Source organism: Anaerolineae bacterium, assembly GCA_016931895.1.
In the GTDB taxonomy this organism is placed as follows: Bacteria; Chloroflexota; Anaerolineae; order 4572-78; family J111; genus JAFGNV01.
Genome location: JAFGDY010000205.1, coordinates 1 through 14,215, shown reverse-complemented (window position 1 = coordinate 14,215; position 14,215 = coordinate 1). Strand labels below are relative to the sequence as shown.

Annotated in this window: 12 protein-coding genes; 3 read left to right on the top strand and 9 right to left on the bottom strand. The window is 53.6% G+C overall.

The features are described from left to right. On the top strand, positions 1-287 hold a 287-nt coding region (locus JW953_14990; protein MBN1994004.1), incomplete at its 5' end, for a hypothetical protein. Positions 288-454: 167 nt separating this feature from the next. On the opposite strand, the gene JW953_14985 is transcribed toward JW953_14990, so the two are convergent. The 9 genes from JW953_14985 to JW953_14945 all read right to left on the bottom strand — a co-directional run bounded on the left by JW953_14985 (position 455) and on the right by JW953_14945 (position 11,692). Then, positions 455-1,330 (bottom strand): MBL fold metallo-hydrolase, encoded by an 876-nt coding sequence (locus JW953_14985; GenBank protein MBN1994003.1) that lies wholly within the window; start codon positions 1,328-1,330, stop codon positions 455-457. Next, positions 1,327-2,241 (bottom strand): MBL fold metallo-hydrolase, encoded by a 915-nt coding sequence (locus JW953_14980; GenBank protein ID MBN1994002.1) that lies wholly within the window; start codon positions 2,239-2,241, stop codon positions 1,327-1,329. Before JW953_14980 ends, JW953_14985 begins: the two co-directional genes overlap by 4 nt. An 83-nt stretch (positions 2,242-2,324) precedes the next feature. After that, positions 2,325-5,291 (bottom strand): YfhO family protein, encoded by a 2,967-nt coding sequence (locus JW953_14975; GenBank protein MBN1994001.1) that lies wholly within the window; start codon positions 5,289-5,291, stop codon positions 2,325-2,327. A 43-nt stretch (positions 5,292-5,334) separates the two neighbouring features. After that, positions 5,335-7,095, bottom strand: a complete 1,761-nt coding sequence (locus tag JW953_14970; GenBank protein ID MBN1994000.1) for a glycosyltransferase family 39 protein — start codon at positions 7,093-7,095, stop codon at positions 5,335-5,337. Between the two features lie 238 nt (positions 7,096-7,333). After that, positions 7,334-7,483, bottom strand: coding sequence for a hypothetical protein (locus JW953_14965; GenBank protein ID MBN1993999.1), 150 nt, complete (start codon positions 7,481-7,483; stop codon positions 7,334-7,336). Between the two features lie 57 nt (positions 7,484-7,540). Next, the gene (locus tag JW953_14960; GenBank protein MBN1993998.1) at positions 7,541-8,779 is read right to left on the bottom strand and encodes a glucose-1-phosphate adenylyltransferase; all 1,239 of its coding nucleotides are present in this window, start codon (positions 8,777-8,779) and stop codon (positions 7,541-7,543) included. Next, positions 8,780-10,036 carry a glucose-1-phosphate adenylyltransferase gene (locus JW953_14955; GenBank protein ID MBN1993997.1) on the bottom strand — a complete coding sequence of 419 codons (1,257 nt, stop codon included), beginning with the start codon at positions 10,034-10,036 and terminating at the stop codon, positions 8,780-8,782. Positions 10,037-10,141: 105 nt separating this feature from the next. Beyond that, positions 10,142-10,852 carry an NUDIX hydrolase gene (locus JW953_14950; protein ID MBN1993996.1) on the bottom strand — a complete coding sequence of 237 codons (711 nt, stop codon included), beginning with the start codon at positions 10,850-10,852 and terminating at the stop codon, positions 10,142-10,144. Positions 10,853-11,053: 201 nt separating this feature from the next. Beyond that, positions 11,054-11,692 (bottom strand): hypothetical protein, encoded by a 639-nt coding sequence (locus JW953_14945; protein MBN1993995.1) that lies wholly within the window; start codon positions 11,690-11,692, stop codon positions 11,054-11,056. A gap of 176 nt (positions 11,693-11,868) precedes the next feature. On the opposite strand from JW953_14945, the gene JW953_14940 reads away from it, so the two are divergent. Both JW953_14940 and JW953_14935 read left to right on the top strand, forming a co-directional pair. Further along, positions 11,869-12,309 (top strand): archease, encoded by a 441-nt coding sequence (locus JW953_14940; protein ID MBN1993994.1) that lies wholly within the window; start codon positions 11,869-11,871, stop codon positions 12,307-12,309. Between the two features lie 281 nt (positions 12,310-12,590). Further along, positions 12,591-14,042 carry an RtcB family protein gene (locus JW953_14935; GenBank protein MBN1993993.1) on the top strand — a complete coding sequence of 484 codons (1,452 nt, stop codon included), beginning with the start codon at positions 12,591-12,593 and terminating at the stop codon, positions 14,040-14,042. Positions 14,043-14,215: the final 173 nt, after the last annotated feature.

Here is a 14,215-nt window from a genome sequence, read left to right as displayed (position 1 = left end):
ACCAGTTTTCCTCCTTCTTGTTTGTTACATTTCTTGCTGATCAGTATATCATTTATTTTGCACTTGTTCTAGACATGAGCCAAAAATCAATATTGACGTTTCTGACCAACGATCAAACTTTGTTAGCCCATTCATTGCAAATCGTAAATCCTCCAAAGAAAAAATGGCTCATGTATAGAATCTGTGCATGTCATTGCGAGCGCAGCGAAGCAATCCCCGTTCAGCAGGGCTGGAGACCGCTTCGCCTCCGGCTCGCGGTGACATATCCGCACCCGTTTTTTACATGAGCCGAAAAAAATATTTTTCGTTCTACTTGACCAAGGCGCTTTTTATTGAGTGTCGTCTTGCCTGGGTGATTTGGTTTTTACAGTCGGTCTGTGGGCGGGCGGCACATGCCGAGTGTTATTTGCCGGTATATAGGGCTGTTGCTGCGTTGCGGCATGGTCCAATTCATTCAGCGGCCCACCTCCAGCACCATTCCGTCACGGGCCATCAGTACCCGGGTTGGCGTGCCGGCGGCTATTTCCATAGCCTCGCGTTCCATTTGGGCCAGCGTCCGGTCGTTATGGCCGGGTGAATGATGGAATAAAACTGCTCGTTCTACCTCCGCTTCCACGGCCAATTGCACCGCTTCCAAATGGGTACTGTGGCCCCAATCTTCCCGCTCCTGGCGCAGTTCCGGGGTATACATGGCATCCATAATCCAGAGGTTGGCGTTTTGAGCCAACTTTAGCAATTTGTTATCAATGGCCGGGTTACCAATGCCGTAGTCGGTGGAGTAGACCAGCACCGCGTTACCATATTGAACCCGATAAGTTAACACTTTACCCGGATGTTGGTGTGGCGTGGCTTGCACCCGAAACCCGGCGATGTCCATATCTTGGTCCAGAGTCACCGGCCGATAGTCCAAATTGGCAGACAGATTTTGGGTGCCCTTGAGCGGGGAATAGTTAGAGGTAAATAGTCGCTCAATGGTTGAGCGAAGGTTTTCTACCGAGTCGCCATAAAAGGTAATGCGATTGCCCGGCACAAATATGGGCAAAAAAAAGGGCAAACCAATCACGTGATCCCAGTGATAATGGCTGATAAGAAAATGTAGTTCACCCTGACCGCGACCACAAGCGCCGGCCATTAACGCTGTTTGCAGCGCGGTCAAGCCAGAACCGCCATCCAGGATAAGATACGGATTGCCCGACTGGGTCACCGCTCCGGGGTTGTGGTTTGAAACGCCAATGAGTTCAATGCACGGAGTTTCACCGCCGTAATACAGGTTGGCCTGGCCCGGCGTGGTAATTGAGCCTCTGGTGCCCCAAAGCTGCACGCGAATCATCCGGTTTCTTCCTTTTTGTCCATGTTTGTGTACCAGCCTTCGGTGGCGGCGCTCACCTCAAAAGCATCGCCGGCGCTTAAATCCCGGCCTAAAGCCAGTTTGGTGTCTATTTCAGTATCGGAGTGGTCAGGGTTGTGATGAAATAGCACCAGGTGTTTTACCTCGGCCAACCGGGCCACTTCCAGCGCATCTTCCACGGTGCAATGGCCCCAATGGTATTTACCCACCATCTCGTGTTCAAAAAATTGGGTGTCGTGCACTAAAATATCACTGCGGCGGGCGCAATGCGCCAACTGCGCCAAAAAACCTTCAGCGTATACATCATCGGGCACAGGCAGGCCCATCCCATCCCCCAATCGGGTTTCACGTATCCGGCCGGTATCCGTATAGACCGTGATCGCGGTTCCATCGGCCTCAATGCGATACCCAATCGTTATCCCGGCATGATTCAATTGGACCGTCTCAATCCGAAAGTCGCCAAATTTCAGGGGGTCGCCCAGATTAAAGGCATGGTAATCAAGTTGAGCCTGCATCAGCGCCTCAAAGGAAACCGGAAAATTGAGGTCCGCGTGCTGGCCGGATAAGATGTCACGAATATGGCTGCCGATTTGCCCGGCTGAGGCAATGATAAAGTGGTTTCCCCGGCAACTGAAAGGGGTAAAAAAGGGGAAACCCAGGATGTGATCCCAGTGCGTGTGGGTAACTAAAATGATGGCCTCGCCCTGCCCCTGCCCAAAAGCCTGCTGCATCAACTCGTTGCCCAATACGCGGATACCCGACCCCCCATCCAGGATGAGGTGTTGCCCCGACCGGCTCAAAAAATGCAGGCAGGTGGTGTTACCTCCATATCGAATTTGATCTCGACGGGCAGTAGGGTAAGAACCTCTCACGCCGTAAAAGGTTAAACGCATTGTGATTCCCTGGGCTGAATTACGTCGTTGGTTCAGGATTCGTTGAATGTATTGTACCACTGCTCTATCACTATGCCAATGGGCTATCTCTCCTGCCTGCTTTTTCTAACAGCCATAACCCATCCTCCTGCCAACACCAGCAAAGCCAGGCCACTCACCCACATTCCCATTTGCAATGAAGCAGGTTTGAATTCAAATACAAGCACATGTTCCCCTACCGGTAATTCTACGGCTCTAAACATAATGTTGACCGGCATTATCTCGACGGGTTGTCCATCAACCCTAACCTGCCAGCCGGGATAATACGCCTCGCTCAATACCAACCAGCCAGGCGAGGCCAGGTTGGCCGTCACTTCAACTCGTTCCGGGGTGTAGGCAGTAATCAAGGCGCTCTCAGAGGTAGAAGGTCGGCCCAAAGCGATGGGGCCAACTGTTTCGCCCTCACCGGCCAAACGGACCAACGTTTGCCGGAGGTCAAAATTCCGGTTGCGCATTAAGGCCAGAGCTTGCGCGGTATCGGCCACCAGCTCAGCCCGGTGAACGATGAAGGCGCGGGGTAACACGGTTTGATTCTCATAAATTTTTACATCCCCGGAGTGGACCTGGCGGTATTCTCCCTGCGTGGAAAGGATGATGGAACGGCTGGTGTGGGTCGGCTCATGAATGAGGCTTAGACCTTTGAGAATGAATTGGCCCTGGGGCAGAAGGCCGGTTAATTTGATCCGGGTGATTGGCCGGCGGTTAGTTAAGGTATAAACTGTAACATAATCCACCCCTGCCGCCTCGTAAGGCCAGGCCACGCCGATGTTGGCCTGCGGATGGGCGGCGTGGGGAGGGTAAATGCCTTCAGCGGTGTCTACCCCGGCTTTAAGGGTGAAGGTTTCATCGGGGTCGGCGCTGCCGCCCGCGCCGTCGGCAAAGGTGAGGGTTAGTTCGGCCACGGGAGTACCGGCGGGTAAATGAGCGGCTTCGGCCAGGTGAGAAACAAGACCAATGGCCGTGGCCGGAAAGGCAGGGATGTCGGTGGTGGCGATAGACTGGCCGGGGGCCAGATGCGCCGGAAATTGCAGGTCGTAAAAAATGCCGTCAATCCAGGCGTCAAAAACTTTGTCGGTGATGATCCAGCGGGTATTGAGCAGGGAGAGCAACTGGCCCGGCGGCACAAAACGCAACTTTTCCCGCAAACGCCCGTCCAACGACAGATCGTCGGGGGGCAGGAAGAGTTTTTGCAAGGTGACAAAGTTGGCCAAGGGCAAAATCCCGCCGTCGTAGCCGTCAACGCTATACAAGCCGTAAACCAGGGGCAGGTTAAAAAAAAGAACTTCTTTTTGTTTTGTAGCCACTATTAAATTATACAAAGCTTTGTCCGACAGGCTGGGACCGTAAATTTGGGCCAATTCGCGCGCGTCCCCGGGGTCGTAGGCAATGCCGGACAGGCTGAGGAAACGATCAGGAGGCGTGGCGTTGGCGGCAACCGAGCGTAAAAAGGCCACGCTATTACGCATGGAGTGATAGGCCTGGGGCGCGGTGGGATGGTTGTAACTAAGGGTTTGGGCCGAGCAGAAGAGTTCGACGATGAGCAGGGGCAGCAAAAGCCAGGGGCCGGGAGTTGGGGCCGGGCGTTTTTTCTGAGAAAAACCACTCAGGGATGAAGGGCGTAAAATATAGTAGATAAGCCCAAACGTGATCAAGGCCAGGCTCAACCAGATAACGAGCGTGGCAAAGGGTGGGGTTTTCCAAACGCCAAAAACCAGAACAAGGCCGGCAGGCAAAACAATAAAAAAGGCCAACCGCCGCCGGCGGGCGCGGAGCCAGCGCCAGGTTACGGCCAAATGCTCGCGCAAGAGGAGAGGCTTAAAGAGAGCGTTACAGCCATAACCGGCCAAAACGGACACGCCAAAAATATACAACAACAACCAGCGGGGAGGAACCCGGAACAGGTTAAACCCGGGTACCAGGGTGTAAAGGGCCAGGTAGAGCGGGCCGCTGTAGAGGCCCACACTCAACCCCAAACCGCCGGCCGCCACAACCACAAAACGGCGGATCTCTGGCCGCCGGAGAGCGCCAAACGCGCCTATCAGGGCCAGGCCAAAACCGCTCACCCCCACGTAGGCAACCCGCTCGCCAAACGCTTCATCCCACACCTGGGCCAGGTCCACCCCCAACGGAGGCAGCAGGGCGTAGGGCAGGGTAACGGGCGATAGGCTAAAAGAAACGGTTTCGCGGAAAGGCAGGCCGCCGCTGCGGATAGAGTGGGCCGACAACTCGGCGGTGGGGATAAGCTGGATAGCGGCCACGGCAGCCGCCAGCAGCGCCGCCACGATCAAGGGCCACAAGTATTGGGTGAAGGTTATGCGTAAAGTATTAAATTTAACTTGAAATCCTTGACCCTTGGCCGCCGACCGCTGGCCCTCGCTCAAGCCCTGCCACAAAGCATACAGGCCCAGGCCAAACAGGGAGATGAAAACGGTTTGGGCGTGGCCGGCCAGAAGCGTGAGGGCAATCACAAAGGCTAACAGCAGAAACCAGGGCCAACGTTGTTGACTTTTGTGTTTTAGGCCAAAATCATAAAACAAAAAAAGCAGCGGCAGCCAGACCGCGGCATTAAGCTGGTTGATGTGTTCTACCTGCGCGCCCAGGTAACCGCCAAAGGCAAACACCACGGCGGCCGTCCACGCGCTGAACCAGGCCAGTTGCAAAGATAAACGGGTGTAGACCAACATGAACACCCCGGCCAAAACAAGGTGCAGCCCAATAGACCAGGCTACCTGCCGGGGAGGGTCGAGCCAGATAAAGAGCCAATTGAACGGGTAAAAAACCCCCACCTGGCTGTTGGCCAATAACGGCGCGCCCATAAACAGATAAGGATTCCAGAGGGGCAACTGCCCCTGGCGTAAGACCGCGGTAGCGTAGGCTTTGTAGGGATAAAAATAAAGAAAGGAGTCCACGCCAACCAGGATGAGATTGGTCAACAAGATTTTCCAGAAAAACAGGAATGTCAACAGGATGATGGTCAAGATGGAAATGATTTTGGTTAAATTAGATTTCATTGCAGTTTAGCGTAGTGGCAGGCGTGGAAAAGTTCCTGCCTTGCTATCCCCTATTCCCCCTTTTCACTATTTGATACAGCACCAGGGATGGATTCCCCGCAGGCGTATAAGCCCGGCTCAATTCCTGTAATGCTAAATTATTTTCAGCCAGGGCTAACCTGGCTTCGGTTTCGGAACGCCAGGACGGGAAAACAATCAGTTGGCCAGGTTGGGCCTGGCCGGCCAAAAACTCCGCCGACGGCCAGTATTGTAAATCATAGGGATAATGCCACAAATAGTATCGCCAATGCGTGCCCAGCCAACGATGGTAAAGCGTGGTGGTGGCCCCGGCGTGGCCTTGCAGGTAAGCCACAAGCTGGTCAATTCCCCTTAACGCGCCGCTATTGCTGCCCAAAGGATAACGGCCGTTGACCGCATCTTGAACGGGTCTGCCTAAACTTAGGCCAAGTAAACAAATAAGGCTCAAACCCAGAACCGGCCTAACTATGGACAATAACCTTGGCCGGCGATCAAGCCAGACCTCTTTTAAGATTAGCCAGGGCAACCATAAAATCCGGGCCAGTAGCAGCGCCAGGAAAGGAATCAGCCCTAATAGGTAGCGATCCCAAACTTGAAACGAAAACCAGGAATGAACCAGGATAAAGATTAGACTAAAGAATGAGAATAACCAATCGGTTTGGACTTGAAGAGTGGCCGGTTGGTAAATGGGCCGGTTGGTAGCTAGGGATTGTTTTTTGTTGATGATGTGGTAGGTGTTCCAGATCAATAACAACGGTAGCCCTGTTAAAAAAATGGTATTCAAAACCGGCGCGGCTGTAGCGTAGGTTAATAACTCAATAAATCCCGCCCACCGCGCGCCAAAATTCTGGCTGCCGGTGTTCAGCCCGCCGTAGTTAATCAGGCTTAACTGCCAGAAACCGGGCGATTGGTCGCGGTTAAAATCCCATAAAAAAACAAGCGCCAAAACAAGAATTGCGGCTATAAAAAAGTTACGTATTGCGTATTGGGTTTTGCGTATTATCTGGCTCTTGCCTCCTGACACCTGACGTTTGACCCTTGCCCCTTGCCCCTTGCCCCTTGCCCCTTGATACTTGACCCTTAACAACAACACCATTACCACCAACGGCGCATAAAACACTCCTTGCTGTTTGGTCACAATAGCCAACCCCAAAAACATTCCGGCCAAAAGGGATTGGACATAAACAGCAGCCAGGCAAGCGGCCAAGACCAACATCACCAGCATTGGATCGGTAAAGGCGGTGGGGGCAAAGAGAATGGTAAAGGGCGAGAGCGCCACCAGCCAGGCGGCTAACCCGCCAACGTAGTTGCCGTACAATTTGTGTCCTAACCAGAAGGTCAAACCTACGGTTAAAACGGTAAATAATAAAGATGGCAGCCGCGCCGAGGTTTCCGTATTACCAAATAGCCACAACGTCCCGGCCACCGTGTAAAGAAAAAGAGGTGGTTTGTCTATGGGTGTTTGCGCCAGAAATGGATTTTCACCGGACGTTATCTCCAGCGCCCAGGTAGCATAAAGCGCCTCATCGTGATGAAAAGGCCGGGTGGCGAGAAGATTAAGGGGCAGTAACCCCGCCACTAACATTGCCAGGCCAGCGCTTATGGCCAGCCACAGGCGCGTTGTCTCCCCCGGCTGCCGTCGTAGCCGGGTCTGCGTTGAGGGTTGGGCCGGCAGAGGCGGTTGCTCGCTTTTCTCCGGCCAATCGCCAGGAATTTGAGCCGGATTTTTGTTGCCGCGCCGGAAAACTTTGGGCAGTATACTTTTAAACCAATCAAACGTTGACATTGTCCCAATTTTACCACAGTATTACCCTTCCCAAAAGATAAAACCGGCTAACGGGTCTGTCCGAAATTTTAGGAGGACTGGGGGGGTGTGGAGGTATCCCCCCAAATTCCCCCCTGTGCTTTCCTAAAATTCTGGACGCACCCCCGGCTAACCATAGAAGCGGTGCTCAGATCGGGAACCGTTGATAATTCAACCAGAGGCACAGGCATTGGATTTAGGCGAGAAAACGAGAAGTCTATTATACGTGCATTAACAAGGCGTGTTCGGTTTGGGCCAGGGGCCAGGTTTTGCGCACCAGGGGAACTACGGATTGGCGGGGAGTGAGATTGACTTTTTTGACGGGCAGGTTAACGGCCGGATTAGGGGAATTTAGGGGCCAGGATTCCATTTGAAAAATCAACGGAGCAAGGCAAAAAAAGCTCTCTGCTTGGCTACCGGCCAGCTTCTACACTGTTTCTCCACTGGCAATAAAGTCGGTCTGAAAGTGCCCTTCGGTAACATCAGGATTGATAATAACGTTATGGCCTATTCTAATGCCGGGGGGGATGCGCGCGTTTTTGCCAATAACCGTTAAGCCGGTATTGAGCCGGCCGGGATGGAGGCGGTTGGGCACGTTATCAACACCATAGCCAATTTCTGCGCCTTCACCAATATACACTTCTTTGTCAATGATGGTTCGTTCAACTCTGGCCTTGGCCCCAATCACGGTATCGTTCATAATTACGGAATCGCGCACCACTGCCCCGGCTTCAACCCGCACGCCCGGCGAAAGGACGGAACTTTCAACCACTCCATTAATGATACAACCATTAGAAAGTAAATTGCCCCCCACCCAGGCTTCAGGCCCAATCTGGACCGGCGGCTGTTCCTCACTGCGGGTGTGGATGACCCATTCGGGGTCATATAAATCCAGGGCCGGGGTTTCGGCCAACAAAGCCATATTGGCTTCCCAGTAGGCTTGCAGGGTGCCCACATCGGCCCAGTAGCCTTCAAAGGTATAGGCAGAAACTTTATGAGTATGCAGGATGTTGGGCAACACATCCCGGCCAAAATCATTCAATGTTTCATCGGCCAAAATCTGTCGGAGCGCGTCAAACTGAAATACGTAAATTCCCATCGAGGCCAATGTTTCTTTGGATCGGCGTGGCTTTTCTTTAAAGTTGATCACCCGCATGTTACTTTCAACGCCCACAATGCCAAACCGATACGTTTCAAACGGGCTGACCCGGCGCACGGCCAGGGTCACGTCGGTTTTCATTTGTTGGTGAAAGCGCAGCATAGGCCGGTAATCCATTTTGTAAATATGGTCGCCGGCCAGGATGAGCACGTTATCCACGCGCTGCTCTTCAATAAAATCCATGTTGCGCCGTACGGCATCGGCGGTGCCGCGCTGCCAGCCGCTGTGCCCCGGTCCCAGGTAAGGCTGTAACAGGCGCACTCCTCCCTGCGAGCGATCTAAATCCCAGGGTTTGCCCACCCCCACGTGGTCATTCAAAGAGCGAGGTATATATTGGGTTAGCAGGGCCACATTATAAAGCCCCGAATTAACGCAGTTTGACATTGGAAAGTCAATGATCCGAAATTTGCCACCAAAAGGAATGGCCGGCTCAGAGCGAACCGCCGTGAACACGCTCAAATCCTCGCTGGCTCCACCGGCCATGATCATGACTAAAGTATTCATCAATTACACCGTGTTCCCGCTCAAAATTTCTGTTCCGGGAAAGTCGCTTTCCTGCCGGTTGGAACGGACCAATACGTTACGGCCCAGGCGTAAACCACCGGGCACGTGCGCGCCTGCGCCAACAACCGTAATGCCGGTATTGAGTTTATCCGGCAGCTCTTGATTAGGCGTCAGGTCATCACCATAGCCTACATAAGTGCCCGTACCAATGACCACGTTTTCGTCCACAACAGACCGGTCCACCACGGCCCCCGGTCCAATCCAGGTGTCATTAATAATCACCGATTCCCGCACCAGCGCCCCCGGCGAAACATACACGCCCGGTGAAAACACCGAGCGCTCCACCCGCCCCCGAATGACGCAGCCATTGGAAATGAGGCTGTTGACCACCTGGGCTTGCGGCCCCAATTTTACCGGCGGGCGTTCCTCGCTGCGGGTATGAATGATCCAGCCGGGGTCGTGCAGTTTAAGGGCATTATTGGCCGGATCGGTTAAGGCCAGGTTAGTTTCCCAGTAAGATTGCAGGGTGCCGACATCCACCCAATAGCCCTCAAAAGGATAGGCATACACCTTATCCCGGTCAATCATACTGGGGATAACGTCTTTGCCAAAGTCAATGCGGGGCGACTCGGCGCTGCCTTCGGTTAAACGCTCAAACAGCGTATTGGTATTAAAAATATAAATGCCCATCGAGGCCAGGGTGCCTTTATCTTGGTCTTTGGGCTTCTCATGAAATTCGGTAACGCGCATATTACGATTCACCGTCATAATGCCCAGGCGGTGCACCTCTTCCAGGGGGACGTTCATTACGGCTACGGTTAGATCGGCTCCCTTTTCAGCGTGATAGGCCAGCATGGGGCGGTAATCCATTTTGTAGATATGATCCCCGGAGAGGATAAGCGCCACATCTGGATTTTTCTCTTGAATAAAATCAAGGTTACGGCAAACCGCGTCTGCCGTGCCGCGATACCAATCCAGGTCGGCGCTGCCGCCCTGGTAGGGCTGGCGCAGGTGAACGCCGCCCCGCTGCCGGTCCAAATCCCAGGGTTTGCCAATGCCAATATGCGCATTGAGGGAATGGGGCCGGTATTGGGTAAGCACGGCCACATCGTAAATGCCGGAATTAACACAATTGGAGAGGGTAAAATCAATAATTCTGTATTTGCCGGCAAAAGGCACGGCCGGTTTGGCTCGTTTGTCTGAAAGCACCGTCAAGCGGGTCCCGGCCCCCCCGGCCATTAAGACGGCTAAGGTTTGCATAAATGAACTCCAACTTCAAAGGGCAAGTAACAAATCGCAAGCAATAAATAGCAAACAGCAACCTGCTACTTTGCTACTCCTGCTACTCTGCTATCCTGCTGCTTGTTAAGGAAATAAACGCCGGGCCTTGATCTCGGCCACGGCATCTTCGCGGAAGCGGTAAAGGCGGGCGGGGCGGCCCCCGGTGTCTCGATAGCCATCAACTTTTTCCACCACCTGGGTTTTGCGCAGTTTGCTGCGGAAATTACCTTTGTCTAACTTGGCGCCCAGAATGATCTCATAAGCGTCTTGCAACTCTCGCAGGGTAAATTTCTCCGGCAAAAGCTGAAACCCCACCGCCGAATACTCCAATTTATAACGCAAACGGATCAAAGCGTACTCCAAAATATCGGCATGGTCAAAGGCCAGTTGGGGCAAATCATACACCGAGAACCAACCCACATCTTCCGCATCGTCAGTGGCGTGGGGATGAAGTTTATCTGCGCCCACCAGGGCAAAGTAGGCTACCGTAATCACCCGGGTGCGGGGATCGCGGCCGGGTTCGCCAAAAGTGTAGAGTTGCTCCAGGTAAACTTGATCTCTGGTCACATTGGTTTCTTCGGCCAATTCACGATAAGCCGCATCTTCCAGGCTTTCATTCATTTTTACAAAGCCGCCCGGGATAGCCCACATCCCTTCATACGGCCAGGCCTTGCGTTTGATCAAAAGAACCTTTAGCAGTTCGTCAAGAATGCTAAAAACAACCACATCAACCGTTACTGAGGGGCGTTCATATTTGCTGACATCATAAGTTTCGGCTGTTTCTGGCGTGCTCATGGAAACTCTTCCATCATGGTTACTGTTAAGCAATTAATCGCAGACCCACCGGCGGGAATGTATCTTCTGTAGTAGAGGAATTTTAGTATAAACTGAGTTAGTCCTGCTGTCAAAATTGTTTACTTGACCCCTTTTGATGTGCCAATCGCCAGAGCTTTTCTCTGCTCTGTTTATTATGCCTTGTTACCGGAAAGTAGAGACCTATTTCACAAACCAAATTATATCCGCTAAAACCTTATGTTCGTTCAAAGACAATTGCGCCAACTCTGCTGTCGCAAAACCGGCCACATAATCCTTGATGACCTGCCGCAGGCTGCTGATCTCGGCCCTGAGCGACCAATGTTCCCCGTCACGCGCGTAAAGCAGAATAAATAAACGGTTGGCCGTATGATACCGCTGTTGCCGGCTCTGGTTCCGGTAAAGCCAGCGAATCAGGTGGGCTTTGTGGTACCGGGCAAACTCCACCGAATAGGGGTATTGCTGGGGAAATACGCTCGTTTTGTGGTCAAAGTTGATGCCCTGGATCGAAAAGTCCACCAGCCGGTCTTTTTGATTGGTGTGGGCCGTCACGCCGGGCAGGATACAAAATATCTGTTCCACCGCCACCGCCGACCAAAAACTGAACCAACGATTAATGGCATACTCCGCCAGGGCCTGGTCGAGCGGCGCCACTGCTTGCCGCAGCGCCTCCCAGTGGTAGATTTGATAAACAAAGTTGGTCTGCCGGTCCCAGGCATCCGTTTGTTTCCTGCCCCAAGCGGTGGGGGGATAGTGGGCCACCCGCTGTTGGAGTTGGGCTTCTATCTGTTCGATGGTTGGCACAATGTTACTCTGTCGCATGTTTTTTTTGCGCCACCGTACGGACAGGACATTGTCCTGTCCCTACCGCCAAAATTTTGGAACGCGCCTCCGCAGTATACCATATTCCCTCCAAAAGCTGAATGTGCTATACTGTTATTAGCCGGGCCGCCCAACGGCTGGCCGGGCCAGAAACCTGAACGGCGAGGAGCAACAGGATGGCCAAACCAAAATCCGCCAAACCTCAAGCCAATATCGCCTTTGAAGAGATAGAACACACGGCCGATTGGGCGCTGCGGATACAGGGGCAAGATTTACGCCAGTTATTGCTCAATGCCGCCCGCGGCATGAGCAGTTTGCTGGTGGCTGATTTGGCCGACGTTCCGGCCACGCGAGAAGAGCAATTGGAGATAGAAGCCTATGACGCCGAAAGCCTGCTGGTCAACTGGTTGAGCGAGCTGGCCTACCGGGCCGAAGTTGAAGGAATCGTTTTTGCTGAGTTTGACCTATCCCGCGTCACCCCTACTCACCTGCAAGCCGCCGTCCGAGGCGGTCACGTATCTGACCTACAGAAACACATCAAGGCCGTTACCTACCACAATTTGGAAATCATCAAAACAGATCGTGGCCTGGAGGCAACCGTTGTTTTTGACGTGTAAAGCGGGTGTATCCCAAAATTTTGGTGGTAGGGACAGAACAATATTCTGTCCCTACCTTATTGGCCCAAGAATTGGGACAGACCCTGTAAAGCGGGGAGAGGCAGGGCGCTTTAAGCTTAATGATGATATAATTTTTGACCAACGACGAACGACGAATGAGGGGCGACGAATGATGGACGGCGGAAATTGGCCAGTGGTCGCTTGTCATTGACCTCTTGTCGTTGGTCGTTGGCCCCTGGTCGTTCGTCGTTGCTTGGGCAGTAAAAAATAGGAGTGCGGAAATGGTCAGTCAAAGTGATTTTAAACAAATTGATAAGTACGTTTATGAAATCCCCCAATCTTTCCGCGCCGACATGCGCGTGCCGGCGCGCTTTTATGCCGACCCCGATTTGCTGGAAAATATGTTGGGCGATAAAAGCCTGGAGCAACTGGCCAACACGGCTACGCTGCCGGGGGTGGTGAATTATGCCCTGGCTATGCCCGACATCCACCAAGGCTACGGTTTCCCCATTGGAGGCGTGGTAGCCACGGCATGGCCCGATGGCGTCATCTCGCCGGGGGGGGTAGGCTACGATATTAATTGCGGCGTACGCCTGCTGGCCACCCACCTACATCAACAAGAAGTTGCCCCCTACTTAAACGACCTGGCGACAATGCTGTATCACCATTGTCCAAGCGGGGTGGGCAAAGGCGGGCACGTCAAACTCAAGCCGGGCGAGTTGGAGCGGCTGGTGGAAACCGGCGCGCGCTGGGCGCTGAAACGAGGGTTTGCCACAGAGGAAGACCTGGTTCGCACCGAAGAGAACGGCTGTATTGAAGGGGCCGACGCGGGCCTGGTGAGCGAACGGGCCAAAAAACGCGGCCAGGACCAGGTGGGCACTCTGGGGGCAGGCAACCATTTTATTGAAGTTGATGAAGTGGATGAAGTGTTTGATGAGACTGCGGCCCAGCGCACCGGCCTTTTCCCCGGCCAGGTAGTGGTGCAAATTCACTGCGGCTCGCGCGGTTTTGGCCACCAGATTTGTAGCGACTACGTGAACCGCTTCCAAAAAGTAATCCACCAGTATGGCATCACCTTGCCCGACCGGGAGTTGGTCTGCGCCCCTCTCAGCAGCCCGGCGGGGCAGGATTACCTGGCGGCAATGAAAGCTGCGGCTAATTACGCCTTTGCCAACCGGCAGGTGCTTACCTATCACATCCGCCGTAGTTTTGAGGAGGTGCTGGCCGGCAAGGTGAAAAATCATCACGTTTACCAGGTGTACGATATTGCCCACAATATGGCCAAAATTGAGGAGCACGAAAGCCAGGGGCGCAAAATAAAAGTATGCGTGCATCGTAAGGGAGCCACGCGCGCCTTTGGACCGGGGTCGCCGGTGTTGCCGGGTGTTTATCGCGACATCGGCCAGCCGGTGCTGGTGCCTGGCTCGATGGGCACGGCCAGTTGGGTGCTGCTGGGCACCGAGGGTTCCATGAACCAGACCTTTGGTTCCACCTGCCACGGGGCCGGGCGGATGATGAGTCGCTCTAAGGCCAAAAAAACGGTCTGGGGCGCGGAACTACGTGAGGAATTGGAGGCGGGGGGCATCCACGTGCGAGCAGGCAGCATGGCGGGCCTGGCCGAAGAAGCGCCCCTGGCCTACAAAGATGTGGATAAGGTAGTTGAGGTGGTACATGGGGCTGGCATTGCCAAAAAAGTGGCTCGGTTGGTGCCAATAGCAGTTATTAAGGGATAAAAAATGACCAACGACGAAAGACCAACGACCAAATTCGGAGGCCAACATGCTACGTACATTATGGCGGCGAACCTTTGTAGATGACGGCAATCTGGCTAATTTGGCCGACTTGCGCAACCAACTGGTGAATCGCCTGGCTATCCTGTTGATCGGGGCCGGCGGCCTGGCAATGT